At 47.4% G+C, this 26078-nt stretch carries 28 protein-coding genes and 2 tRNA genes; 14 read left to right on the plus strand and 16 right to left on the minus strand.

Features of this window, described 5'->3' with window-relative positions; translation table 11 throughout:
* The first annotated feature begins 78 nt into the window (after positions 1-78).
* Positions 79-546 carry a DUF2299 domain-containing protein gene (locus tag QFX30_RS01910; RefSeq protein ID WP_300487472.1) on the plus strand — a complete coding sequence of 156 codons (468 nt, stop codon included), beginning with the start codon at positions 79-81 and terminating at the stop codon, positions 544-546.
* 781 nt (positions 547-1327) lie between these two features.
* Positions 1328-2476: an ORC1-type DNA replication protein Cdc6-1 gene (gene cdc6-1, locus QFX30_RS01915; RefSeq protein ID WP_300487475.1), complete on the plus strand. Its 1149-nt coding sequence runs from the start codon at positions 1328-1330 to the stop codon at positions 2474-2476.
* Here cdc6-1 and pyrB read toward each other — a convergent pair.
* The 6 genes from pyrB to QFX30_RS01945 all read right to left on the minus strand — a co-directional run bounded on the left by pyrB (position 2459) and on the right by QFX30_RS01945 (position 8289).
* Complete coding sequence (gene pyrB, locus QFX30_RS01920) at positions 2459-3385, minus strand: aspartate carbamoyltransferase (RefSeq protein ID WP_300487478.1); 927 nt, start codon at positions 3383-3385, stop codon at positions 2459-2461. The two genes, cdc6-1 and pyrB, sit on opposite strands and share 18 nt — an antisense overlap.
* 9 nt (positions 3386-3394) lie before the next feature.
* Positions 3395-4126: a tRNA (adenine-N1)-methyltransferase gene (locus QFX30_RS01925; RefSeq protein ID WP_300487481.1), complete on the minus strand. Its 732-nt coding sequence runs from the start codon at positions 4124-4126 to the stop codon at positions 3395-3397.
* 11 nt (positions 4127-4137) lie between these two features.
* Positions 4138-6342 carry a DEAD/DEAH box helicase gene (locus tag QFX30_RS01930; protein WP_300487484.1) on the minus strand — a complete coding sequence of 735 codons (2205 nt, stop codon included), beginning with the start codon at positions 6340-6342 and terminating at the stop codon, positions 4138-4140.
* Positions 6343-6486: 144 nt separating this feature from the next.
* Positions 6487-6807 (minus strand): DUF5400 domain-containing protein, encoded by a 321-nt coding sequence (locus QFX30_RS01935; protein WP_300487487.1) that lies wholly within the window; start codon positions 6805-6807, stop codon positions 6487-6489.
* Between the two features lie 10 nt (positions 6808-6817).
* Positions 6818-7615, minus strand: a complete 798-nt coding sequence (locus tag QFX30_RS01940) for a DsrE family protein (protein ID WP_300487490.1) — start codon at positions 7613-7615, stop codon at positions 6818-6820.
* A 2-nt stretch (positions 7616-7617) separates the two neighbouring features.
* On the minus strand, positions 7618-8289 hold the full coding sequence (locus tag QFX30_RS01945) for a DUF169 domain-containing protein (RefSeq protein ID WP_300487491.1): 672 nt from the start codon (positions 8287-8289) through the stop codon (positions 7618-7620).
* 114 nt (positions 8290-8403) lie between these two features.
* On the opposite strand from QFX30_RS01945, the gene QFX30_RS01950 reads away from it, so the two are divergent.
* Positions 8404-9912 carry a GAF domain-containing protein gene (locus QFX30_RS01950; protein WP_300487493.1) on the plus strand — a complete coding sequence of 503 codons (1509 nt, stop codon included), beginning with the start codon at positions 8404-8406 and terminating at the stop codon, positions 9910-9912.
* Positions 9913-9941: 29 nt separating this feature from the next.
* Here the strand turns inward: QFX30_RS01950 and QFX30_RS01955 are convergent, their stop codons facing one another.
* Genes QFX30_RS01955 through QFX30_RS01975 form a run of 5 tightly spaced genes read right to left on the minus strand, consistent with a single transcriptional unit; the run spans position 9942 to position 15109 of the window.
* Entirely contained in the window at positions 9942-11123 is a 1182-nt protein-coding gene (locus tag QFX30_RS01955) for an aconitase X catalytic domain-containing protein (RefSeq protein WP_300487496.1), read from the minus strand.
* A 20-nt stretch (positions 11124-11143) separates the two neighbouring features.
* Positions 11144-12520, minus strand: a complete 1377-nt coding sequence (locus QFX30_RS01960; RefSeq protein ID WP_300487499.1) for a DHH family phosphoesterase — start codon at positions 12518-12520, stop codon at positions 11144-11146.
* A complete protein-coding gene (locus QFX30_RS01965) occupies positions 12486-12887 on the minus strand; it encodes a 30S ribosomal protein S15 (RefSeq protein ID WP_300487502.1) in 402 nt (133 codons plus the stop codon). Before QFX30_RS01965 ends, QFX30_RS01960 begins: the two co-directional genes overlap by 35 nt.
* Entirely contained in the window at positions 12887-13450 is a 564-nt protein-coding gene (locus QFX30_RS01970; RefSeq protein ID WP_300487505.1) for an XTP/dITP diphosphatase, read from the minus strand. Before QFX30_RS01970 ends, QFX30_RS01965 begins: the two co-directional genes overlap by 1 nt.
* Positions 13451-13489: 39 nt before the next feature.
* The gene (locus QFX30_RS01975; protein WP_300487507.1) at positions 13490-15109 is read right to left on the minus strand and encodes a bifunctional N(6)-L-threonylcarbamoyladenine synthase/serine/threonine protein kinase; all 1620 of its coding nucleotides are present in this window, start codon (positions 15107-15109) and stop codon (positions 13490-13492) included.
* Between the two features lie 101 nt (positions 15110-15210).
* Here QFX30_RS01975 and cobT point away from each other — a divergent pair, with 101 nt between their 5' ends.
* Both cobT and QFX30_RS01985 read left to right on the plus strand, forming a co-directional pair.
* On the plus strand, positions 15211-16281 hold the full coding sequence (cobT, locus tag QFX30_RS01980) for a nicotinate mononucleotide-dependent phosphoribosyltransferase CobT (RefSeq protein ID WP_300487510.1): 1071 nt from the start codon (positions 15211-15213) through the stop codon (positions 16279-16281).
* Between the two features lie 25 nt (positions 16282-16306).
* Positions 16307-16945 (plus strand): hypothetical protein, encoded by a 639-nt coding sequence (locus QFX30_RS01985; protein WP_300487513.1) that lies wholly within the window; start codon positions 16307-16309, stop codon positions 16943-16945.
* A gap of 231 nt (positions 16946-17176) precedes the next feature.
* Here QFX30_RS01985 and uppP read toward each other — a convergent pair whose 3' ends face one another.
* Positions 17177-18007, minus strand: coding sequence for an undecaprenyl-diphosphatase UppP (uppP, locus tag QFX30_RS01990; protein WP_300487516.1), 831 nt, complete (start codon positions 18005-18007; stop codon positions 17177-17179).
* A 58-nt stretch (positions 18008-18065) separates the two neighbouring features.
* A complete protein-coding gene (ilvE, locus tag QFX30_RS01995) occupies positions 18066-18986 on the minus strand; it encodes a branched-chain-amino-acid transaminase (protein ID WP_300487519.1) in 921 nt (306 codons plus the stop codon).
* Between the two features lie 110 nt (positions 18987-19096).
* Here ilvE and QFX30_RS02000 point away from each other — a divergent pair.
* The 3 genes from QFX30_RS02000 (at position 19097) to QFX30_RS02010 (ending at position 20051) form a co-directional block, all read left to right on the plus strand.
* Positions 19097-19168, plus strand: a tRNA-Val gene (locus QFX30_RS02000).
* Positions 19169-19193: 25 nt separating this feature from the next.
* Positions 19194-19265 (plus strand) — tRNA-Val (locus tag QFX30_RS02005).
* Positions 19266-19424: 159 nt separating this feature from the next.
* Positions 19425-20051 carry a DUF11 domain-containing protein gene (locus QFX30_RS02010; RefSeq protein WP_300487522.1) on the plus strand — a complete coding sequence of 209 codons (627 nt, stop codon included), beginning with the start codon at positions 19425-19427 and terminating at the stop codon, positions 20049-20051.
* 73 nt (positions 20052-20124) lie between these two features.
* Here the strand turns inward: QFX30_RS02010 and QFX30_RS02015 are convergent, their stop codons facing one another.
* On the minus strand, positions 20125-20892 hold the full coding sequence (locus tag QFX30_RS02015) for a restriction endonuclease (RefSeq protein WP_367186122.1): 768 nt from the start codon (positions 20890-20892) through the stop codon (positions 20125-20127).
* An 87-nt stretch (positions 20893-20979) separates the two neighbouring features.
* Between QFX30_RS02015 and surE the strand changes: the two genes are divergently transcribed.
* The 6 genes from surE (at position 20980) to QFX30_RS02045 (ending at position 24013) form a co-directional block, all read left to right on the plus strand.
* Positions 20980-21756, plus strand: a complete 777-nt coding sequence (gene surE, locus QFX30_RS02020) for a 5'/3'-nucleotidase SurE (RefSeq protein WP_300487528.1) — start codon at positions 20980-20982, stop codon at positions 21754-21756.
* Positions 21757-22066: 310 nt separating this feature from the next.
* Positions 22067-22249 carry a hypothetical protein gene (locus QFX30_RS02025; protein WP_300487531.1) on the plus strand — a complete coding sequence of 61 codons (183 nt, stop codon included), beginning with the start codon at positions 22067-22069 and terminating at the stop codon, positions 22247-22249.
* Positions 22246-22950, plus strand: coding sequence for a hypothetical protein (locus QFX30_RS02030; protein ID WP_300487533.1), 705 nt, complete (start codon positions 22246-22248; stop codon positions 22948-22950). The genes QFX30_RS02025 and QFX30_RS02030 overlap by 4 nt, the downstream gene beginning before the upstream one ends.
* Positions 22951-23117: 167 nt before the next feature.
* Complete coding sequence (locus QFX30_RS02035) at positions 23118-23405, plus strand: winged helix-turn-helix domain-containing protein (protein WP_300487536.1); 288 nt, start codon at positions 23118-23120, stop codon at positions 23403-23405.
* Positions 23406-23428: 23 nt separating this feature from the next.
* The gene (locus QFX30_RS02040) at positions 23429-23719 is read left to right on the plus strand and encodes a hypothetical protein (RefSeq protein ID WP_300487539.1); all 291 of its coding nucleotides are present in this window, start codon (positions 23429-23431) and stop codon (positions 23717-23719) included.
* A gap of 87 nt (positions 23720-23806) precedes the next feature.
* Entirely contained in the window at positions 23807-24013 is a 207-nt protein-coding gene (locus QFX30_RS02045) for an LSM domain-containing protein (RefSeq protein ID WP_300487542.1), read from the plus strand.
* Here QFX30_RS02045 and QFX30_RS02050 read toward each other — a convergent pair.
* Positions 24010-25002 carry a methanogenesis marker 12 protein gene (locus tag QFX30_RS02050; protein WP_300488228.1) on the minus strand — a complete coding sequence of 331 codons (993 nt, stop codon included), beginning with the start codon at positions 25000-25002 and terminating at the stop codon, positions 24010-24012. The genes QFX30_RS02045 and QFX30_RS02050 overlap by 4 nt on opposite strands.
* 47 nt (positions 25003-25049) lie before the next feature.
* Positions 25050-26036 (minus strand): ketol-acid reductoisomerase, encoded by a 987-nt coding sequence (gene ilvC / locus QFX30_RS02055; RefSeq protein WP_300487545.1) that lies wholly within the window; start codon positions 26034-26036, stop codon positions 25050-25052.
* Positions 26037-26078 lie beyond the last annotated feature (42 nt).

A 26078-nucleotide genomic window follows, 5' to 3' on the forward strand; every position in this document is an offset into this window, starting at 1 on the left:
TTCATTATATACCAGTGACATGTAATAATTTCATGATGTTATATATTCATGGATGGATATAATTAGTTGTGTGATACCATGCCAGAGAAGAAGATAAAGAAATGGCTTGAGGAGGAGGGTTTTCTGAGGATGGAAGTCCCTGACGAAAACGCCTCGTTCCATTATGTAATAAATTATCCAGAGGATCATGTCATTGATATCATTCAGCCTGCTGGAAAGAATGACATGATCCTCATAGCCTGTGCAACCAGTGTTAGCCCCGAGCACCAGTCAGGAATACGTGCACTCAGTATGGAGAAAAGGACCGAGTTCATATGGAAGGTTCGTTTTACCCTGAACATGTTTGGAGTTGATTTTCAGCTTGATCACCCAGAAAATGTGCTGAACAGCTATCTTGTAACCTCTGAGATATTCTCTGATGGCCTCTCAAAGGACAGGTTGATTTCAAGTATAAAAAATGTTTTCAGGGCTAAACTTCATGTCATGTGGATGATACAGGAACGCTTTGGCGAGGATAAGCCTGAACACGACAGCATGTATGTGTGAGGTTCATTTCCATTGTAACATCTAGGAGGTTCCTCTTAACACTTTGAGAGATAGATTTCAACTGTAAATCTGTTTTTTGTATCATGACTCTGGGTTTGTGGGACATCTATTTCAAGTGTAAATTAATTCCAGTACATTTATTTGCATGAGTGAGAGGTGCATTTCAACTGTAATTTACACTTGATATTGATGGACACGTGGGAGAGAGATACATTTCAAGTGAAAATTTTATTACGATATTAAATTTTAAAATTAAAAGGTGACATTAACTTCAAGTGTAAAATTGGACGTTCCTTCCAGATACGCCCAAAAAATTCTCTTCTTTTATATCAGAATGCATATTCTCAACATAGCAGTAATCAAATCCTGCATTTACACTTGAAATGGATGTCTCCCTCACAACACCCCAGCAGTTTAGGAACCGTTACACTTGAAATGGATGTCTCCCTCTGTGAGAAGGGAGGAAAAATAATCTGTTACACTTGAAACTTATGTCCCCCATTCACATTCAGGCAAGGTGCAAGGGAAATTTACACTTGAAATGGATGTCTCACGCCATTATTATGAAAAGGATTGATATTAATAAAAACTTTTATCTAAGAGTTAGAATAAGAAAATTTACACTTGAAACTTATCACCATGTTTATCGGGTGATCTAAAGGGGCACTGCCAGTGTTAAAAGGGAACCTCAAAAACCTGAAGTAAATATCATTCCAGTTTTGAGGCCTTTAAAATAAATTGAAGTAGCAGTTTTCTCTAAAACTTTATTTGAAGTGGTACTATGAACATTTTTGATGAGATAGGGGACAAAGAATCTGTTTTTAAGGATAAAAAATATCTTGACCACAGGTTTCTGCCTGACAGGCTGCCTCACAGAGAGGAACAGATACGTTCAATAGCCAAGTACTGGGTTGAAGCACTGAATGGAGTCACACCACCGGACATAACAATATATGGAAAAACAGGGACAGGGAAAACTGCAGTCGCTAAATTTGCCATGAAACAGCTTAAAGAGGCTTCAAGGGACTGTGATGTTAACATAAGGACAGAATATATCCGTTGCACCGATTACACAACAGAATACCAGGTCATAGCAAGGCTCTGCCAGCAGCTTGGTCGCGATGTCCCCTACCGTGGCTGGACAAAGGCCGAGATAGTCAACACATTCAGGAACATGTTCAAGAAAAACGCCTTTGGCCAGGACATGATACTACTTGTTGTCCTTGACGAGATAGACATACTCCTAAGGAACGATGGTGACGGTCTGCTCTACACTCTCACAAGGACAGATAACGTCTCCATACTATCCATAAGTAACTACGTTGAATTTAAAAAGTTCATAAAACCACGCGTGAGGAGCAGTCTGAGGGACAGGGAGATAGTCTTCCCACCCTACGGCGCCCAGCAGCTTGTTGATATACTCGAGGAAAGATCCAAGCTGTCCTTCAAGGAGGGTGCACTTGATGACGATGTAATACCCCTCTGTGCAGCACTTGCAGCCAAGGAGGAGGGTGACGCAAGGTATGCCCTTGATCTTCTCAGGACAGCAGGTGAAATTGCAGATGAAAGAGATTCAGATGTGGTAAAGGGGGACTTTGTAAGGGAAGCCAAGGATTACATAGAACACAACAAAATCACAGACATAATACTGACACTACCCAGCCAGCAGCAGAGGGTCCTTGAGGCAATACTCTACCTCACAAAAAGAAAGGAGGAGATAACCTCAGGAAGGCTCTATGAGGTCTACAAGGAGATATCAAAGGGTGATTCAGTTTCGTACAGAAGAATATTTGACTTTATAAATGAACTTGAAATGCTTGGACTTATATCAACCAACACAGTTTCAAGGGGAAGGGGAAAGGGACGCACAAACATTATAGATCTTCAATGTGAAACTTCCCTTCTGGAGGATTCACTCTGGGGAGTCTAATCTTTCTCTTATGAGCATCTTGAGAAGAGCCATTCTCACAGGCACACCGTAGAATGCTTGCCTGAAATACATTGCCTGTGGAAGAGAATCAACCTCGGGGGATATCTCATCTATCCTTGGAAGTGGGTGCATGACGATGAGGTCCCTACCGGCGACCATGTCCCTGTCTATATGATAGGCCCCTCTGATCCTTGAATATTCCTCTGGGTCTGGAAAGCGCTCCTTCTGTATTCTTGTAACATAGAGGACGTCCACATCATCTATAACATCATCAAGTCTATCAGTCTCTGTAACCTCGACACCACTACCTTCAAGGTCATGTATGACACTGTCAGGCATTCTGAGCTCAGGAGGTGATACAAAACTCATTCTAACCCCAAAAACAGCAAGTGCATAGGCCAGTGAATGCACTGTCCGGCCATATTTCAGGTCCCCCACAAGTGCAACATTGAGGGATTCTATTCTACCAAAGAATCTCTTGATTGTGTAGAGGTCAAGGAGGGTCTGTGTGGGGTGCTGACCTGCCCCATCACCTGCATTGATAACTGGAACATCCACCAGATCTGATATGTAACGGGCAGCTCCATCAAGGTTGTGTCTTATAACAATTGCATCGGAGTAGCCTGCAAGCATCATTGCCGTATCAGTCAGACTTTCACCCTTAGCAGCGGATGTAGCCCCTGTATCTGCAAATCCAACCACACTGCCACCCAGCCTTTTCATTGCAGTTTCAAATGAAAGGCGTGTCCTTGTTGATGGCTCATAGAACATCATTCCAAGTATCTTTCCTTTAAGAATGTCAGATGACCTTTTTCCAGAGGCAACTGGCTCCATCTTTTCCGCTTCTCTCAGAATGAACTCTATATCGTCCTTCTCAAAGTCTTTTATTGAGATAACATTTTCGAACATCAAATCCCTCTACACCTTTCTCATGAATGTGAGGTATCCTGTGTGTCCGACCATTTTGGTCCTGGGGCGTGTACCCTGCTTCCTGACCTCAATTTCACGTTCAATTATCTCGGATGTCCTCATATCTGCAAATCCCAGCTTCGAACCAACTTTGTGCAGAATTTTAACTTGTTCAATGTAGGGGTTGTAGAAAACAGCCCATCCACCTCTAATAAGGGATTCATGCAGATCCTCCATCAGCTCCCAGGGCCCCGGGAGATCCAGGAAGACGAGGTCAAGGTCATGCTCATCTATACCCTCCTTTATGTCCCTGTTTTTGACCTCAATATTCTTAAATCCAAATTCTCTGATATTCCTTTCTGCAACCTCTGCAAAGTCCTCCCGTATCTCATAGGTTGTAACGTGCCCTGATTCGCCCACAATATTTGCCAGGTACATTGCAACTGTACCTGCACCGGTCCCCGCATCAACAACCCTTGAACCCTTAACTATCCCTGTGTATGCACAGATCATCCCTATATCCTTGGGAAGGAGTATGGAGCACCTCCTCTCCATGAGTTCAAGGTAATCTGAGAGGCTGGGTTTAAGGACATAAACCTCCCTTCCAAGGTGGGTTCTGAGCACATCCCCTGGTCTGGCCTCCTCTATCATCCGTGCCTGGATGATCCCCATGTCAGTCTGAAAGTCCTCTCCTTCCTTCAGGAGGTACTTTTTACCCCTTTCATCCATGAGTATACGCAATTGATCACCCTCTAATTTTTTTCTGAATCCCTGAATTCTGCTTCAATAACCTTTCTGATCTCGGATGCTATCCTTTTACCGATTCCCTCCACTTCCATGAGCTCCTTCTCTGATGCGTTCATAACCGCTTCAACCGAACCGAAACTTTCAAGGAGCCTTCTGGCATACTTGGATCCAATGTATGGAAGTGATTCCACGATGAAGAGCTGCTTTTCCTGGAGGGTGAGGGGTTTCTTATCTGTCCTGATACGCATGTCAGGTTTTCCCTCCCTCTGTTCCCTCAGGGCTATCCTCCTTATCATTGCAGCCGTATCTGCAGGGGACCTTGTGGGGATTATGGGTATTCCAAAGTCCACTGCAACTGATGCAAGGGCACCCCTCACAGCGTCGGGGTTCATGAAGCCCGAGTAGAGGTCATCACCCTCTATTATCATCACTGGGCGCTTGAAGTTTTCCACCATCTCCCTGGCCTGCCGGTAAAGTCTATTATCCATAATTGACCCCAGGAAATCCTGGGTGGTTTTTCTTTCGATAACAGTGTCATCGCTGACCTGATAATCACCCACAGAGAGCGTCCTGAGTTCAAAGTCCACCCCAATCTTCCTGAGCTCCCTTAGGACCCTTGAGTTAACCTCCCGTGAATCCACGTAAATGAATGGCCTTTCACCATCAGTTTCAGGAAACCCAACGGGTGTTACTTCAATTTTCATGGAACCCCCCCTGAGGTTTTCCTTCATGGTTTTTTCCTTTCTGATACTTGAGTAATAGTAGGCCTCGTCCCGGGTTTTCTCAGTCATGAGGACCACCATTCTCCCCGATCTTTTTCTTCCGGTCCTCCCCCTTCTCTGTATCATCCTTATCTCTGATGGGACAGGCTCGTACATGACCACGAGGTCAACTGAGGGTATATCTATTCCCTCCTCTGCAACACTGGTTGATATGAGAACATCGTGGTTTCCCATCCTGAATGACTTGATTATATCCCTTTGCTGTTTCTGTGTGAGGCCCTTTTCGCCGCTTCTACTGTTCTGACCATAAAATTTAACGGCGTTTATACCCTCACGTACACAGCGCTGGTATATCTCTTCAAGGGTGTCACGGAACTGGGTGAAAACTATTACTTTTAAGTCTCCCCCTTCAAGTTCCTTTCTGAGTATTTCAATGAGCCTGTCAAGTTTTGGGTGTTCAACCCCTGAAACAGAGGCCTTCCTGGTGAGGTACATGGCCCTTGTGAAGTCAGGGTCCATAATGAGGCTTCTGGCAGCCCTTGTGTTCTTCTTTTTAAGTCGGGTGAGGTATCTGAGGAGCGGATGGATCCCCTGGGTTTCAAGGAGTTCAAGGGCGTGTTCAACATTTATTGAGGCTGCTATGAGTGATATGGCCCTGTAGCATGATTTTGGCGGATTTGATGAGCGGGCGATTTTGTTCTGAACACTGCCCCTGGCCTTCAGGAGGTCCCTTTTACCCACACTCACAGTCTCTATAACTCCAAGGTTCTTGAGCATCTTCAGCCGCGTCTTTAAAACCTTCTTAAGGAGTTCCCTTATCTCCTCAAGTTCAGGCTTCATCTTGACCCTGACCCATTCTATCCTGATGGGCTTGAGGTAGGGTCTGACATCCGGATCCTTTTCTGTTTTCACAACCACCTCGTTGAGGAATAGGTTACTGCAAACGGTTTTTATTTTGTCCTCATCTGCACCCGGGGAGGCTGTCAATCCAAGTATAAGGGGGTTTTTCGCGGTCTGCATATAAGTGGATGCAAGGAAGACGTAGGAGTAGGAACCAACGGCACGGTGGCACTCATCAAATACCAGGAGTGAAACGTCGCTGAGGTCGTACCTCCCGGCGAGGATGTCTGATTCTATTGTCTGGGGTGTTGCAGATATGACCCTGGACTCATTCCAGCGCCTCACCCTTTCCTCAGGGTTTATACTCCCTGTGAGTGACGTGCATGGTGCGAGGAGGAACTCCCGGAAGCTCTCCTCATGCTGTATGGCCAGCGGTTTGCTGGGTGATAAAATGAGCACCCTGGACCCCCTGTATTTCTGCAGCCTCTCTGCAGCCACCAGAACGGCAACAATGGTTTTTCCAAGGGCCGTGGGAGCCACTATCATTGAGTTACCCTTCTTTAGGACGTCTGCTGCCAGTAACTGCTGGTAGGTCCTCGCCTCGACTGTCCCCGGTTTTATCAGTGGGTGCTCTATGTACCTTGCCATGGTCTTCTATCTGGTGATCAATTTATTTAATGATTTAATCATGGCATCGGGTGTTAATGAATATGCTGGAGCGAGATGTAAAGTAGAATTAAATTTCTGGTACCCACATGGGGAATAAAAAAATAGAAATTAGGGGACTTAAAGTTATGCAAGGAGTGATGCGGCTGCAAGCACCGCCGCTGTGGTCATGGTGCTGAGGTGACATGCGTATAGGGGAGCGGCCTGGAAGTTATCCCTGAGTACCGGGAAAAACTGGGTGTAGGCTGATATACCCGCCAGGAGCTGGAGGGCCACAGCAGGATAAATGAAATTTCCACCACCCGTCACAAGATTCAGTCCTGTTGCAATGATCGCAAGGATGAGGACCCCGAAGTGGGGTGCCATCCTCATCCCCATTATACGGAATGTTATGAAACCTGAGGGGATCCCTGCAAGTAGCAGAGCAAGCACAATAACCTGATACATCCTATCACCTCTAGAAGTTCACTACGGCGTACCTGGGGTCGCTGAGGAGTGTTATGAACGTTGCGGCCCCAGCGATTTTACATCCTTCTGTTATTTTATCTTCTGTGAGCCCCCTGAACTGGGCGCTCATCTCGCAGACATAGACTTTAGCACCCATTCCAATTACCTCCTCCATGAGTTCATTGAGGGCAGGGAAGGCCGGGTGTTTAACCTTTGCTGCTGCGCCCCTCCTGGCAAGGCTCACACCATCCATCAGAAGGAACACAGTGACGTCCTTACCCATGCTCAGGGCGGCCTTTGAGAATATGAATGTGGCGTAGGCCCTCTCCGCATTACCTGTTCCATTGCTCTGAACAACCAGGACCCTGTCCCTTCCTGTGAATTCCTTTTTCCCAGTTTTTTCTATTTTTTCAAGTATAAGGTGGGTTTTTGATTTTTCTATGACCCTGGCGTTCATTTCAGGGGCTGAAACCGCAAGGTCATCGATAACGTCCTCACTTCCGGACTTTATTTTTATCCTCATCCCCGGTTTCATTGATGATAGTTTTTCGCCTACGATTATAAGGGGTCCAGGACAGGTTTCACCGGTGACGTCCACCTCTTCAATCTCTCCACGTGAAATATAAACCACCACACCATCAGGTCCCTTTTTAGCAGAATAATTCATTCCGTACCTGGCTGCAACCTTCTGAATCTCTTCATAGTTCTCCCTGAGTATCAGCTGGATGTTTTCCTGGCCATTCTTCAGGATGTTGTCTGTGATTATGGCTGCAGCGTACCTGTTTACTCCTCTGAGGTTGATCCTCATGGTTACCCCCATTTCTCCCTGAATTTCCTCAGGGTATCCACTATTTTCTCAAGTTCCTCTGCAGGGACTCCAACTGCGAGTTCCTCTGGCTTTATTCCGGCATATTTTCTTGACCCGTTGCATCCCATTGTAATGTTTGGAAGGCCCCTCTGGATGACCGCAGCAACTGCATCTGCACAGAGTGACTGTATACCTGAGTAGTCCCCTGTGATTCTGCCACCCCTCTCATGGAGGTATGCCTGGCTGAGTCTCAGTGCCTGGGCAGGTTTGAGTATCAGCACAACCACGTCGGGTTCAAAGTCAGCATCCTCAAGTGGAGCGTACTCTGAGGCATAATATTCCTCATCTAGCATTGGCACCGCCTTCACGGTTTCATGGGCCGCTTCAGGGGTGCTGTAGTTCCCGAGTTTGTGGTACATGCTCCCATCTGCAAGAGGCGCTGGAAGGCTGCAGAGGCCCATGGCAGCGGCGCCACCCTTACAGAGGTGTTCCTCTGCTGTCGCATGGCCCTTCATCCCCTTCAATCTGGCCTCCTGTATGAACTCGCAGTGCCTCCTTTTTTCAAGTCTGGGACCTGATGTTTCTTCATCTGCCTTAACAAGTTTGACAGCCACGGGGCTGCCCTCCATCTGCAGGAGTTCCTTGAGTTCACCCGCGATTTTTTTGTAATCCATACAACCACCTCGACATTATAGTATAACTATACAATAAAGTATAAAAAACTTATATTTAAATTTTTCTATAAAGTTATAATTCATGGTTATACCATAGGTAAATGGGGTGAGATCTTGGAGAACCTTTCTGAAACAGAGAAGCTGATAATGTCCTACCTTGAATCTAACCCGCTAGAGGAGTGCATACTGGATAAGATAACCAGGGGAATAAACCGCAGCAGGGCAACCGTACTCAAATACCTCCACATCCTGGAGGCAAAGGGGCTTGTGACCTATAAAATGGTAGGCAGAAGTAAACTCTGGATGCCATCAAAGGATGCAGATGTTAAGACAGTAGAATACAGGGATGAAACCTCAAGGGACTCAGAGATAATAAAGAATGCATCAGAGATTCACCAGACACTTCTAAGGCTACTAAAACTTGAAAGAAAAATAGATGATCCTGATAAACTGGTTTTCACTGTAAACACACTCCTTGACATAGTTGTCGCCAATGAATCATTCAGGAGAATGTTTCCTGGAGCCAGAAACCTTGAGGATATAATGGACAGGGAAAGTATAATACTTCTTGAAAGCAAAATGCATGCCCCTGGTAAAATACAGACGGACCTCAAGGGAAGGGATGGTATAAGGAGAACCTACAGTCTCTTCATAAGCCCTGTAAATAACTTCTGGGTGATCATCGCAAAGGACATGGCAAGCTCATCATTTTCAAAGAATGAACTTGAAGTCCTACTAACAATCACAAGGCTCAGGACATCATCCGATAGTCTGGAGGACTTTCTTGAGTCTGCAAGGGAGGAACTTGGAGGAGTTCTGAATGTCAAGCAGATCTCAGTGGTCCTGAGAGATGCATCAGGTTTAAACAGGGTCTATGACCACCCATCAACAATTAAACTTGAAGAATTTGATTATTTCATATACAGAAGTATCGAAACACTTGAAACAGTCTCATGGAGCTCGGATAAGGGCCTCATGTTATCTGTTCCCCTCATAACAGAGGAAAGGGCAAGGGGGGCCATTATACTTGAGGTACCCGATGAGTCCATATCCTCCAGGGCACTTGAAATCGTGGAAATGTTTGCCGATGAGGTCTCAGAGTACATTGAAATTGAAAGGCTCAGAAGAGAGAACGAGGAGTTTATAAGAACACTCCTGGCAATGAATAAGGTCTCTGAGATTATAAACAGCGATGAGGAAGAGAGCAGAATACTTGAAAAATCAGTTGAAGCGGTTATAGATACCCTTGAATTCGAAATGGGATGCATCTACCTCATGGAAGAGGAGAAGGAACTCAAACTCAGGGTCCAGAAGAACCTGCCTGAGACCCTCAGCCGGATGTGCATGGCAGGTGTATTCACGGACCTTTTCAGCAGATCAATTGAGGATGAGCGGGTAATATATATAACCGCAGAATCCCCTGAATACCGCATGATCCACGATTCAATACGTAAAAATAATATAAGGACAATTTTAATGATCCCAATCAGGTTTTCAGGAAAAATAATCGGGATACTGAACCTTGCAAGTTACAGTGTGAAGCCCTATAACAGAATAAGCCTTGAAAATATCTCATCCATCGGGCTTCAGCTTGGAAGTGCCATCAGAAAAATAAAGGGTTAGAGTGCCGGGTCCTTGATTGTTCCAGACAGTTACAATTTAAGGAGATTCATCCAGTCATCATAGACTACATCAAGGCCGCACATACCCGGGACATAGTTGGCTGCCTTTGCAGAGTCAACACCAAGGACCTCATAGCCCAGTTCCTCCACAGGAGCCACAACCATGCAGGTGTCGGATACAACCATCCCACCGGCATCCTCTATCACATCTGTGTAGCCCATACGGTCCGCGGCACTTTTTATGGCTGCAGATGTGCACACCCAGAGATCACAATCAGCGCCCTTCTTACCCACAAAGGATGCTATCCTTCTTATCTCATCAAGGGAGCAGTGGGGGCATCCAAGGCAGATTAAATCAGGACTATCAGAGGTTGTGGAAAGTTCCTCACGGGCCTCTGATATATCACCGGCATCCACCCTGATCCTATCATCCACATCCTCCACGGAAGCATCCTGGTACTCAGGTGTTATGTCATCAACATGGTAGAGTGCAACCGCACCTGATGACGCCATGGCAGCTCCAAGGGCCTTTAGATCCTCGGGCGCTGGTAAACCCCTTAGTTTAAAGTACGGGACACCCTCCCCTGCAATTCGACCTGTAATGTAACCGAGGGCACCGTAGTCTGCACCTGAGAGGTCACACTCCACCTCAACCAGGAGGGTGGCCTTCCTGTTTTCATCAAGGTGGTAACCGTATTCAGGTGTCCTTCCGCATATTGCAGCTGCAAGGGCCCCCGGACCGCCCTCCCTGTTTGTCCTGGCACCAAGAACCGAGTTTGCATAGGAAACCGCAGATGACTCTGACCATGCAATATGGGACCCCTTGAGAGGCACATTCCCTATAAGATATGGTGTACAGGTGCAGGTGTTCATAACATCCATTGATGAGTAGGCTTCCACTATTCTAAGCTGTCTACTGGCAAATTCCTCTCGAAAACCCATCTCCCTCCATCTCTCCAGGTCCATACCGGCAGGGTTTAGTGTACTCTGGACCCTGACCCTGGCACCACCCTCACTCAGGTCCTCCAGGTATTCAAGGCCGGCGTCCCCTATGGTCTTGTAGGATACACCTGAGATCTGGGCGGATGATATTTCAACCATCCTCTCAGCCCCGTAGATGTCCCCCAGGGCCACCAGTATCTCCATACTCTTCTGGATGGTTTCACCTAATTCGCCATCATACATCTTCTCTTCGATTCCATCAAGGTACATAACCAACACCAAGGTAGCACTCATGATTTAAGCTGTGAACCGGTTATTTCATCCACCAGCTGCAGAAAACTCTCCATATCCCTGTAAGGTACCATGGCACCTGCTGCTATGTCATGCCCACCACCTGTACCACCAAAACTGGATGCTGCATCCCTGAGGGCAGCCCCCAGGTTAACACCCCTCTCAACAGCCGCTCTGGTGGTCCTTGCAGATACCTTCACATGCTGGTCCATCCTTGAAAGACCAAGGAGTGGAATATTAGGGTCCAGCAGTTTCAGGGAGAGCGATATGCTTGCTATGGTCCCCATAATTCCCTTAAAAACCTTTTCTTCACTGTAAATGTACTGTATATTCTCCATTACAGTTGAGCCCTCCCTCCTGATCCATGCAAGGCCCCTTATGAGCTCTTCACGGTAGTTTTTCTGGAGTTCAAGGCCCACTTCAAGGGCACCTTCACCCTCACCGAGGCAGAGACCTATTCCAATACCGTATTTACGGTTCTTTCCACAGGCATCAAGAATCCCTGCAAAATCAGACAGGTCGCCAACTGCTGGCTGAAGCTCCCTTGAAGTGAAAACCTCACCGAATATATCAGGGTTTATACTTGATAGTTCATCTCTGAGGATGTCTCTCTCCTCAGGTGAGATATCAGCGTATTTTATTCCATAGGAGACACCTAGACGTTCAAGAAAACCTCTTGAAGCGTCTATGTCACCTGTTAATCCAGGGAGGGGAGGATTGAACGTGTATGCAATGGAACGGTAAAGAGGCTCGGTGTATCGTGATGCCAGTTTGAGGTCGCTGTGAACCTGCAGGACACCTGTTTCAATCGCCTCATCCATTATGAAACGGTTTGCACCTGTGAATCCACCATTGCACTGCATATCACCCAGAGCTCCAACCAGAGCCAGATGTCCTGTATTTCTGCTGATGTTCCTGGTTGCCAGGTAGGCTGCTCCAGAGGCGCTGAGGTCCCTGCTTCCGTCAAGGCCATGCAGGTGGGGGTTCACGTGTACAACATTTGAATCGGCCTCGAATTCAGAGGGCTGATGATGGTCGGCCACTATGATATCACCCTTCAGCCTTGATATCTCATCAATGTATGCGCTTCCCATGTCACAGAAAAAGAAGAGGGAGTACTTCTCCCTTCCAAGCTTTTTTATGAACTCCTTCCTGAGTCTTGAAAGGATGGAGATGTGGAACTGACCATTTCTTGATGAAATGGCCCGCGCAACAACTCCTGCAGCCGACAGACCGTCGGCATCATTGTGGGATATGACCCTGATTATGCTCCCCTTCTCCAGGTGCTCCTCCAGGAGTTTTGAGGCCTCTGATCCCCTCTTTAAAATTGAATCGGGGAGTTTACTTAACGAGTAGGGCTGCTTTCTGTGGGTCATATCTCCATCCTTCAGGCAGGACACCTTCCCTCACATAGTACTTCACAAGGCGCCTTATCTTTGATTCAACAATCTGCAGACCCCTTCTTGTGTGGAGGTCCTTGGGGTGCTCCTTGAGGTGGTCCCTTATGTTGACAGCCTTTCTTATGAGGTTCATGAGATCCTCTGGGTATTCAGGCTTCATACCATGTTTTTCCAGTATCTGGGTTATTTTGAGTCCGGTCACGGCCTTAACGCTTGGTATGCCGTGCTGGTCCCTCAGTATGATTCCTATTCTGCTTGTGGAGTTACCCTCCCTGTATAACTTTACTATAAGATCCTCAATTTCTTCGTTTGAGTATTCAACCCATTCAGGTTTTATAGCCATCAAATCACCTCATAATTTTCAATATACCATTCTGCAAATTTCTTAAGGGCCCTGCTCCTGTGTGAAAACCTGTTCTTCTCAGGGGTACTGAGTTCTCCAAAGCTCCTATCCATACCTTCAGGATAAAACAGGGGGTCAAATGCGAATCCCCTGGTTCCACGCTCCTCAGTACCTATACGTCCTTTCACTACGCCCAGAAAAACCTCGGGTTCGGAGTTGGGGGTGCAGAACCCAACAGCCGACCTGAACTCAGCGTAGCGGTCTTCAACATTTTCCATGAGCTTTAAGATACCCTTGTTTCCAATGGTATCCTGTACATAGGCGGAATATGGCCCTGGAAACCATTTGAGGGCCCTTATAAATAGTCCTGCATCCTCTACAATAACAGGACCGTCCATGATCCTGGCTGCATGCTCTGCACCGTACCGGGCAACCTCTTCAAGTGTTCCCTGAAGTTCAGGGTAGCCCAGATCAGCATGCTCAAGCTCTATTCCAGTATCATGGAGGATCTTTTCTGCCTCAGATAGTTTGTGTTTATTGCCTGTTATAAATGTTACCTTCAATGTGATCACCTTCAGGTTTTTCTCTTATTTTTATAAAATTCACCCATCCCTCTCCCTTGTTGTGTATCTACCCCTTGCCTCTATTTCTTCTATCTTTGATGAGATATCAGCGTCCGCGAACCTCCTGTAGCCCTCAAGCACGCTCCTGAAACAGTCTGATGCAACCTGGTAGTGTGTGCTCTTCAGGGATTTTTTCAATACAAGGAGATCCACCCCCCTGTCCTCAATTTCATCCGAGAACATGCCTAGGCCAAAGTCTATGAGGACCACCTCATCCCCCCTGAGGATTATGTTGGACCCTGTGAGGTCTCCATGTATTATACCTGCACGGTGAAGTTTCCCAGCGGCTTCACCGATTCTTGAACAGAATTCCTTATTTTCAACAGCGTCCCTGAACCTTATACCCTCAATCTCCTCCATGATGATGGTTCCCTTTTCTGTATCCACGTCAAAGAGTATGGGTGTGCGTACACCGGCGCTCTTTGCCTGGTTGATGAGGCGGGCCTCCCTCCTTGTCCTGGCTGATCTGAGTTTATGGTCGATTTCAGGGATCCTGTAGCCCTTTGATATTCTTTCCTTAACAATACATGGCCTTCCCATCCACTCACCGCTGTAAATATTGGCTTCGGCCCCCCTTGCCCTGAGGTTTCCCTGAAGTCGGACCACATGTTCTGACTCACGCATCCAGGGGACATCCACCTCATCCGTCCTGTAGCGCTGCAAAACAGATGTTTCCTCTATCCTCTGGGGACCCTGATGTTTGTGGACAAGATGTCCCAGCCAGGCTATCATGGCCCCGTTGTCCCCGCAGTATTCAGGGGGTGGCATATGGAAGTCCACACCGTGCTCCCTGCACATGGTCTCCATCATTTCACGGAGCCTTCTGTTGACTGCAACACCCCCGCAGAGGAGGACCTCACCCTTTTCTGTGTAGGCAAGAGCACGCTCACTGATCTCAACGAGCATTGAGAAGGCTGTCTCCTGCAGACTGTAGGCGAGGTTTTCAAGTTTTTCACCGGCCTCCAGTTTCCTGATGGCCGCCGTTAAAAGCCCTGAGAATGAGATGTCCATCCCCTTGACACTGTAGGGAAGCTCTACGTATTCTGATGCCTCGGATGCAAGTCCCTCGATGATGGGACCCCCGGGGTGGCCGAGGCCGGACTCTCTTGCGAACTGGTCCAGCATGTTTCCCACAGCGATATCAAGGGTTTCACCGAACACCCTGTACCTGCCCTGGTTGAAGGCGATGACCTGGGTATTCCCGCCGCTTACATAGAGTGAAAGAGGGTCTGATGCACCTGTTGTGAGTCTACCTATCTCTATATGGCCTATACAGTGATTCACACCCACTATTGGTATTTTAAGTGAAATTGCCAGTGTCCTTGCGGCTGTTGCAACTGTCCTGAGGGCCGGCCCCAGACCAGGCCCCCTGGAGAATGATATGAGTCCTATTTCATCCATATTCACCCCGGCATCCTCCAGCGCTTCCTCCACAAGCACAGGTATCCACCGGGCGTGGTGTTCAGCGGCCTCCCTGGGATGTATGCCTCCCCTTTCAGGTATGAGTGGCCTGCCCCTGAGCGAGAGCACCCTTCCACTGTCGTCAACGATACCAACACCTGTCTTCTCTGCGGTTCCCTCTATACCGAGACACAACATTTTATTGATCACCACCGGTTAAGGTGCGTAAGGTCCACCAGAACTGTAACTACTTTATTTATTCACGGTTATAACTAGTATCGGTGAAAAGGTGAATGGAAATGTTTGATGGACTTAGGATTTATGGATCAGGCGACCACCTGGAGGGGGTTCTTGACAGGGAATCCCTCTTCATATGTGCAGTTGCAACAACCGAGACATCAAGGATTCCGGGAATAACAGGGGCCGGGGCCGGGCCAGACCTGACTGAATACACACCCGCGGCTGATGTTGAACTAATAGTACATGACGCCCCAAGGTGTCTTCCTGAGATACCCCAGACAATTGTGGAGGGTGAATCTGCACCCACACCCGCTGTTATAACGAAGGCCTCCCTTGAACTGGCTGAGGTACCCTTCATGGTTGCGGATGCAGGGGCCTCGGTGAAACCCGACGTGCCCTATATAAACATCAATTCAGCGCATGGAAGGGATATAAGAACAGGAAAGGCAGTGGATAACCCTGAAAAAATATATGAGAGGGGATTCATGGTTGGGAGGACGCTCTCGGAACTTACAGAGCACCTTGTGGTTGGCGAAAGCACACCGGCCGGTACAACAACCGCACTGGGGGTCCTGACGGCCCTTGGTTACGACGCTGATTTCAGGGTCAGCGCAAGTCTCCCTGAAAATCCCCACAATCTCAAGAGGGATGTTGTAATGGAGGGCCTCAGGAATGCGGGACTTAAGAAGGGTGATTGCCGTGAAGATCCATTCGGGGCCGTTGCTGCAGTCGGTGACCCAATGATACCCGCCGTTGCAGGTATGTGCATGGGAAGCAGTGTCCCTGTGACACTTGCAGGGGGAACCCAGATGACCGCGGTGTGCGCCCTAATGAAGGCGATTGATCCTGAATTTGACTTTTCAGACACAGCAATTGCAACAACCATATTCGTTGCAGAGGATGAAACCTCAGATATAAACAGGATCGCTGAACAGATAGCTGAAATTGACATCTACGCAGTTGACCCCGGCTTTGAGAGGGCATCCCACAGGGGTCTTCACGAGTACCTCAACGGTTCGGTAAAGGAGGGTGTGGGTGCAGGGGGTGCAATGCTCCTGGCACTTCTTCACGGAATATCTGTTGAGAGCATAAGGAAGAGGGTTGAGGAGCTCTGCAATACAATACTCTGATTAAGGAGGTGATATTCTGCTGGCCATGAGATGGAAGGGTCTGGATGGCATGATACCGGGCCCAGCTATCCTCATGGTAGCAATGCTCCTTTATATTTCAGGTTTTTTGCTGGACGCTTCTGGCATGCCACCACCATATGGGTTTCTCAACGGGAATATGGTGGTCCATTTTTCATCCTTTCCTGGCTTCAGGGAGCAGTTCATTGACTATCTGGGCGCAACGGCTTTCTGGATATTCATATCAAATATCACCCAGGTACTGGTTTTCATATTCACACTGGCAACCACCATTCAGGTTTTGAAGGTAATTATTTTATCCGGGGCGCTACTCCATAATCTCATATCCATGTGGGGATTCAGGGGGTTTCTGATCTATGCAGGTACGGTGCACCTCCACCTTGAGGTTATGGGATGTCTATTCTCACTGCAGGCCGCCAGGGTTTTTATTGGTTCGGTTCTGGAGTCTATTTCAAGAGGATCGGCAGAACCAATGATGAGTGCGATAAAGGAAAGGCTCCTGTTTCTGATAGTACTGGTAGCTATCATATTCGCAATGGCGGCCATTATCGAGGTTTTCTGGAGCACCTGGTGGGTCTATATATTCACAGAGAGACGGGTTTCATGGACCTATTTCCACAGCCATGTTGCCGCTGTGGAGCTGTGACTTTAAGTAACTGAAACCTGGACGGGAGTACTGCTGTGACTATTACGTGTTCTGGATTCTGGCGAGTGCCCTAAGGCTTGGGGCAGCTGTGACTTTAATGTACATGTTAAACTAGATTCTGTTGCAGCTGCAGAGCCAGTGGGGGTATCAGGTAGCTGTGACTTTAATGTACATGTGGAACTGAATTGGGGTGTCTGTGATTTTACAGGAAAAAATGAAGATGTGAGCTAATCAGAGGAGTGACACGCCGAGGACCAGAAGACCCAGTGCAAAGCAGTAGTAGGCAAAAATATAGAGGTCCCTTTCCCTTATGAGCTTCAACAGGAACTTTATTGCAATGTAACCTGATACAGCGGATGCCACGAAACCCGCGATCATACTGGCACCCAGGAGGTCCATACCTGCACTGATATCCTTGACCTGGATGAGTGCAGCCCCCAGTATGGCGGGTATGGATAGAAGGAAACTGTACCTTGCTGCAAGCTCCCTTTCAAATCCAAGGAAGAGACCTGCAGATATGGTTGCACCGGAACGGGATATGCCGGGGGCTATTGCCAGTGCTTGGGCACCCCCTATTATGAGGGAATCCCTGACACCCAGTTTTTCAACAGAAAGTTTTTCCCTTATCCTTGCGCTGATCCTTTCCGAACCCCACAGGAGAAGACCTGTAACTATGAGAAAAAATCCAACAGCCGCTATGCTGCTGAAGAGGGATTCAAAGAAGTCCTTGAATAAGACACCGGCAAGGGCGGCTGGGATGGTACCTATGATAACCATCCAGGCCAGCCTCTTAAATGGGTCCTCTTCCATCCCATTCCTGAAATTGCCTCCAGGAATGTCTCTAAGACTTGAGATGAATGACCTTATCATGTGGACTATGTCACCCCAGAAGTAGGTGACAACAGCCACCAGGGTTCCCACATGGAGTAGGGTGTCAAATGCAAGGCTGGATTTAACACCCATCATTTGGGGTAGCAGGACAAGGTGGCCTGAGCTGCTTATTGGTAGGAACTCTGTGAGCCCCTGAACAGTTCCAATTATTATTGCCTGAAGAACATCCATGGAAATCACTTATAACTTTTAACTTATAACTTCCAAGTTTTCACTTATAATTGAAAGTTTAGAGGTAGGTTAACCAGCCGAAGCTGTCCTCTGATTCGGCCCTGATTATCCTGAAGAACTCATTCTGCAGCATCTCTGTCACAGGTCCCCTTCGACCTGAACCTATCTCTATACCATCAACGGACCTCACAGGGGTTATCTCTGCGGCTGTACCTGTGAAGAAGATTTCATCTGCAAGGTAAAGCATCTCCCTTGTAATAGGTTCTTCACGTACAGGGACACCCTCGGCCCTGGCTATCTTCATCACAGAATCCCTTGTTATCCCCTTAAGGAGGGATGAAGATACAGGTGGGGTCTGAAGTTCACCGTCGGTTACGATGAATATGTTCTCTCCGCTGCCCTCACTGACATAGCCATGGTAGTCCAGCATTATTGCCTCGTCATAGCCATGTCTAACAGCCTCCATCTTGGCTAGCTGGGAGTTCAGATAGTTTCCACCGGCCTTTGCAAGGTTTGGCATGGTGTTTGGGGCCATCCTCCGCCAGGTTGAAACACCGACGTCAACACCCACCTTAAGGGCCTCTGCCCCCAGGTAGGCCCCCCATTCCCAGGCAGCTATGGCAACCTCGACAGGGCAGTTAACCGGGTTAACGCCCATCTCTCCATATCCCCTGTAGACAACTGGCCTTATGTAGCACTCATCGAGGCCATTCTCCCTGACGGTCTCAATTATTGCCTGGCATATCTGCTCCTGTGTGTAGGGGATCTCCATCCTGTATATCTTTGCAGAATCAAAGAGCCTCTTTACATGTTCCCGCAAACGGAAAATGGCGGATCCTTTTCTGTTCCTGTAGCACCTTATTCCCTCAAATACTGAGGATCCATAATGCACAACATGTGAAAGTACATGTATAGTGGCGTCTTCCCAATCGACCATTTCACCATTGAACCATATCTTTCCACTGGCTTCACATGACATGAGAATAACCTCAGAATGATATTACACTACCTTAGTTATACTCCAACGTTTATATATTGCCCCCATAACCGGAAAAGTTTATATAGGGTAAAATTTTAAAGTCACACTGAGGGCCGGTGGTCTAGGGGTATGATACCTCGCTTACAACGAGGTGGTCACGAGTTCGAATCTCGTCCGGCCCATCTGATTATTGAAGGATCCTGGTGGGGGCCGGTGGTCTAGGGGTATGATACCTCGCTCACACCGAGGTGGTCACGAGTTCGAATCTCGTCCGGCCCACTGGATTTATTTCATGAATGCAACAGTTAATTTTTCATGAGTTCTTAATGATCATCAATCAAGACCTACCACTTTTCAGAACATTTATCACCGGTGAAAACATAAACTCAATAAAGTGTCGAATTTTTTCTTTTCGATGCTGAACTGAGGGGGGTGAGAATGCACAGATTTTTTGTCCTTGCCCTGCTCTTCATGGCAGTGGGGACTGTGAGTGCCCAGGAAACAGAGGACAATGTACAGATCGCATCAGATCTTGCAGTGGATGCAGAATACCTTGATCTTGATGAAAACATTATAAACAGTGCCTCTGTTGGATATGAGATCTTTGAGGGAGTGGCAGTCACAAACAATTTACCATCAACTGCAACTGGAGTGAAGGTAACCATCACAAGAAGCAGCAATTATCCCTTTGAATACCTTGAACATGAGGTATCCTGGGACAATGGGGTCACATGGATCTACAATGACCCATCATACAATCCTTCAACCAGTGAGTGGACTATAGGGAACCTGCCAGCCGGTGCAGTCTATAAACTCGTTGTACACCAGAGGGCCATTGCAACTGGAACAGCGCAGTTCACGGCAACCATCTCAAGTAATCTGCCTGATATAAATGCCACCAATAACCAGGATACGGCAACCATCGACGTCACTGAATCATCTGAAGGGTCTGAACAGGTAACAGGAGCAAAAATGGTTCCCATGCAGGAGACAGGCGCATCCGAAGGATTACTCGTGGCAGGGATGTTCATCCTTGGCGCGGGGCTGGTTATCTCAAGAAGATAACCATTTATTTTTTGGATCAGTCAGCTAATCTTATTATTCAGTTTCAAGTTGCAGAAGTCGATTATTCAGATGACTAGATCAGTATCAGTATGACAAGGAGGAGAAGTGAACTGAAGAACACTATTGTCCCCTTTATCATTATGACAGCACCGTCATCCTCAACAAAGTAGGGTATACCATAGGAGAGGGAGGCGGCAATCATTATCTTCACGATGCCTGTGATGCTTGTACCTAGACCTGCGGTCATCTGCAATATGGTTGCAATCAGGAAGGAAACAGCCACAACAGTTATTATGAGTATGATGGTGTTCTGCAGAAGGCCCCTTATAATGGGGGTGAGAGGCTGACGTCTTTCTCTCCTTGATAGATCTCCCCGCTGGGACCCTGTGTGAAATATGGTTGATGGAGGACCATATACTTCAACATCCTCCTCGCAGTATTCATCCTCTTCCTCCTCTTCTTCAGGAACTTGAATTTTCTTTGAAAACTCCTCAGCAATTTTTATGAGTCCATTCCTGTCTATCAGCTTCATGTTTCTCTTGACGGCATAGTTTCTGGCCTGGGATGAGAAATCGGATGTTGTAACGATCACTACCTTGGAGGCCTTCAGGGTCTTTGCAGCCATTTCCATTTCCTTTAAAACGTCCATGCCAACCTTCCAGTTTTCATCATAGTTTTTACAGGCCACCACAACCCCTATATCCCCGAGGGTGGTGGGGAGAATACCATATATGTCCACTATGTGCTGGGAGGTTCTGAAATCCTTGTAAACCTTGAAACCAGAATCCTCCATGACTTTGGCGATGAAATCCACGAGTTTCTGCTTCTTCAATTCCTCCACCCTCCGGGGTTAGACTTAATAGAGCTATGTTATAAGATATACTTAAAATTTGATATAAATGCTAGTAAAGGATAGAGATGGTTACCAATGAAGATTCTCATAACAAATGACGACGGAGTGAACTCATCAGGGATTTTAGCGGCCAGAAAGGCTGTTGAAAACCTTGGAGAGACGATTGTAGTGGCTCCAGCCACGCAACAAAGCGGTATAGGCCATGCCCTCACCCTCTTTGAACCCATAAGGGTTAGCGAGGTCACCCTCAGGGACGGTTCAGAGGCCTACGCGGTTTCAGGGACACCAACGGACGCTGTGATAATAGGGATATTCGAGCTGATGGATGAAAAACCTGACCTTGTAATATCAGGGATAAACATGGGCGAAAACCTTGGAAAATCTGAACTCACCACATCAGGGACAATAGGTGCCGCAATGGAGGCCGCAGTTCATGGTGTACCCTCCCTTGCAGTTTCACTTCAGGTGAAGAGAGGGGACATCAAGTTTCATGATGGCCATGTGGACGTGGACTTTTCACTGGCATCTGAGCTGACAGAACGGGTTGCATCCATGATACTCAGGAAGGGTCTCCCTGCTGGTGTTGATTTCCTCAACCTTAACATACCATCACACCCAGCTGGAGATGATATACGTATAACAAGACTTGGGGACAGGATGTACAATGTCCACATTAAGAAGAGGCTGGATCCAAGGGGGAGGCCCTACTACTGGATTGATGGTGATCCTGCCGGGATGGACGCCCATGGAACAGATGTTCATACCCTTAAGGCTGAAAACATCGCAACCCTTACACCGCTATCCCTTGACTGCACAGCACCACTTGACTCAATGAGGGGATGGTTTGATTAGGGTGGGATCTTCGATAACTCCTTGACCACATCCACACTTCTCTAAATATTTTCTTTAGGCGGGTTTAGGAATTACTTTGGTTTCCATGGATCTGGTGGAGATTTGGGTGTAAATTCGGAAAAATTTCTTTTAAGAAAAGGCCCAATTTTACAATAAAAAACTGGAGAGTTTTAAAATGGAATACACTATCTTTAATGCCACCTTTCCATTAATAGGACTTTATATATTAACATATACGCTTTACAGGAATGGCAGGATACGAAGAAGTTTTCATGTGAACCTCTGGAACCTGATCATACTCATTGCCTTCTTGATATCAGGAATTGGGGGTTTCGTCCTTCTTCTCCTACTGGAGAGCGGTATAAGGTTTTCCCTGAACTCACAGCTTCTCTACTGGCATGTGGAGGCGGGCCTGGCCCTCGTGCTTGTAACGGTTTTTCACTTCCACTACTACAGAGGCAGCTTAAACAGAATCCTGGGGGTTGGTAAATGAACCTGAAGAAAGGATTTAAGTTTCTGACTGGAATTTTACCATTCGCAGCCGCAATATCCACTTCCGGCATTTCATGCGCCGCTTCATGCCCCTATGGTCTTGTGAACGACCCCTACCCCGGGCAGTGTCCGCGGTTCACGGACCTCAACGGTGACGGCATATGTGACCTCTCACAGACAGCAGCCACAACCGATTACGCAGCATCTGACGGGGAATCTTCTTCATCTGACCAGAAGGATTCTTTATCCAGTGGTAGCGATGATTACGGTCTAGGAGAAACTTCTGAAATTAGCAGGACGCAGAATCAGACCCCTGAACATAACGTGAGTGGAGATGTTTCAGACGGTAGCGGTGAGTTCAGCGGCCATGAAACAGATTACCATTTAATACCTGTGAGCCTCATTATAGTGGGTGCGTACCTTCTAACGCTTTACCTCATGCGCAGTGGCTACATAAGGCGTTCAGTGTACAGAAGGCTGTGGAACATGTTGCTGACTGTGGGGTATGCCGGGACAGGAATTACAGGCATACTTCTCCTCATATTCATACGCCTTGGTATAAAAACTGCTATGAATCCATCTGTAACCTACTGGCATGCTGAACTGGCAATTCTGATGGTTATAGGTACCCTGATACATGCCCACATCTACTGGAAGCCCTTAAGGGGCATGTTCAGACAGCTGGTGAGGGGTGCATCCTGATGGTGAAGCAAATCACCACTGCAGAGTCCTAATGGGCTTCAGAATTCCCACCCCAACCTTTAAATTTAGGCATCATGTGTGGACTCTCAGGTATTCAAAGGTAAAACTGGATGGGTCAGTGCCAAAAAATTATCAGTGTTTACCCCCATAGGTATAAGAGTGGTTCCATGAAGAGGCTCCTGTGGTGGCTTATTGCAGCGACACGTGGGGGAGTGAACCGTGCAAGGATAATCCGGATGTTACATGAGAGGCCATACAATACCAACCAGCTGGCAGAGGTGCTTAAACTGGATTATAAGACTGTTCAGCATCACTTAAGGGTTCTTGAGAAGAATAAAATCATAGTATCGTCGGGTGAGAGGTACGGGAGGATGTACTTTCTTTCAGATACAATGGAGGAGAATTACGAGTTATTTGAGGATATACTGGATAGGATGCAGGGGGTTGATTTATGAGGGGGGCCCCTGGACATAATTTCATGGTAGATCCCGGGCTCACATTCCTGGCGATTGTTGTGGGGATTCTGAATATGTTCGTCCTCCTTATCCTTCTTGGGGTCTATGTTTCAAGCTACAGGAAGATCCGGTCCAGTTTTACACTTGGACTTATAGGGTTTTCCATGTTGCTGCTCCTGCAGAACATTATATTCATCATATTCATGCTGATACGGGAGGGTTTCAGGGGACATGGAGTGGGATTTTCTGTTCTCAGTGTTAACCTCTGTCAGCTTGGCGCGCTTCTGGTTCTACTCAGGATAACCTGGGAGTAGCCCTGCAGTTTAACTGAAGGATGGAGGATATGTGAAGTATATATAGGCGAATCATTATAGCATTACTAAATCTTTAAGGGGATTCTGATGAAAGGCGATGATAAAGAGTTCAGGGTTAACAAGCAGTTCCTGAAGTTTAAAAACAGGAATGTTCTTCTAACACTCAAAAACAATGAAGAGGCAAGAGGGAAACTCATATCAATAGATAATTACCTCAACACAGTACTTCAGACTGAAAAGGGTATCAGGTTCATTAAGGGAACCAAGATAGCGTTCATTGCAATGGATAGTTAGATATCAACCTCTATTCCCAGAATCTCTCTTTTACCCCCATGTATATCACGCGCTATCTGGGCACTCCCCATGGAACCGGAGGTTGCATCCAGCCTCTTTACAGGGGCCAGTTCATCCACCATATCAGCAAGTTTTCCGTGGAAATCGTAGGGTTCCCTCATGGCACCCATGGATCCGGTGAGAACGATCCCATCAACACGCTCTGAGATGCCTGCAAGCCCCCATATCTCCATGGCTATGGTCATTATCATGGTCTCAAGTGCAAGGGCCGCTTCCCTCCTTCCCTCAAGGTACATATCAAGGAGTTCATCCCTTGCACGGGATACCCTCGTATCTATGCCGGCTATCTTAACAGCCCCTGCATGTGAAAAACACTCGTTGGCAGTTTTTTCACCATCATCTATTTTCCTGAGCATTTCAAGGTCAAGGGGTCCATGTATGACTCCCATGGCACCTATACAGGCATCCATAGCACCTCTTATCTTCCCGTCCTGTATGAGCATGGTTACCGTATTGGAGCTTATATCGGAAACTATCATGTTCTCCCAGCCGGTCTCGAGGTATGCATTGTAGCATATGCTCACCTTCTCTGGACTTGCATGGTGGGAGTAGGCTGCCCGGAACCTCTCATCAAGACAGGGGGTGTTGCGGTGAAGGCCAGGTATCAGTACAGTGGGTATTCCAGAGGACTCTATTTCACTGTAAACGGCTGTCCCACCACCTGTAACCTTACCGGCCCCTCCAATAGAGATGATACCCCTGTTCTTAACCTGATCAATGGGCTTTATCCTCTTTATACCGTCACCCATTGCATAGGTTATTGCCATGAGTTCTATCTCTTCAGCGGACACCCTTCCTTCAAGCTCCTCAAGGGCGGAAACCCTCCCAGCGGAGAGTTCCTCCCTCCCTATCTTGAAGTGTTCGACCTCATCCCCAAGGATTGTGAAGGACACACCTGTTGTCCCATGGTCCATACCCACAAATACCAAGCCAATCACCTTTTAAAAAATATAAGATCTTTTATCCGATAGAGGAGTTATTTTTCAAGGCCGCAGAGTTTCCTGAGCTTTGAACCCACCTTCTCTATCTTCAGCTCGCCCTCAAGGGCCCTCATCCTTTTGAGCATCGGGGCACCGGCCCTGTTTTCAAGGGCCCACTCCTTGGCGAATTTACCGTTCTGAATCTCCTCCAGTATTTTCCTCATTTCCTTCTCTGTTTCATCTGTTATAATCCTCTTCCTCCTTGTAAGGCCCCCGAATTCGGCCGTGTTACTCACATTGTGCCACATGCCCTGGAATCCCCTCTCGTAGATGAGGTCCACTATCAGTTTGAGTTCATGGCATGTCTCAAAGTAGGCGATCTCTGGCTGATATCCGGCATTCACAAGGGTTCTGAATGCGGTGTTTATGAGTTCTGTTACACCACCACAGAGCACGGCCTGTTCACCGAAGAGGTCGGTCTCTGTTTCCTCCTTGAAGGTGGTCTCAAGGACACCTGCACGTGCAAGTCCGCATGCTTTTGCCATGGCAAGGGCCTGTTCAAGGGCGTCGCCGGTTGCATCCACCTCAACAGCTACGAGACCAGGTATGCCGAAACCCTCAAGGTAGGTTCTCCTCACCATTGCACCGGGACCCTTGGGGGCCACCATGGTGACGTTTACCCCCTCGGGGGCCCTTATGTAGCCGTAGTGTATGTTGTAGCCATGTGAGAAGGATATGGTGTTGCCCTCCCTGAGATAGGGTTTTATGGACTGCTCGAATACTGTCTCCTGTATCTCGTCGGGTATGAGTATGTGTACGATGTCGGCCTCCCTTGAGGCGTCCTCAATTGTCATGACGTTCATACCATCATCATGGGCCTTCTTCCAGGAGGCTCCACCCCTTCTGAGTCCAACTATAACATCAAGTCCGCTGTCGGCCATGTTCCTGGCCTGGGCTTCTCCCTGACTGCCGTAACCTATGACGGCTATCTTTTTATCTGCCAGTATCTCCATGTCAATGTCATTTTCATAGTAGATCTTCATGAAAAACCTCCTTATCTCTAATTAAAAGGGTCATTAAAAATA

The sequence above is a fragment of the Methanothermobacter sp. genome (assembly GCF_030055435.1).
GTDB lineage: Archaea > Methanobacteriota > Methanobacteria > Methanobacteriales > Methanothermobacteraceae > Methanothermobacter.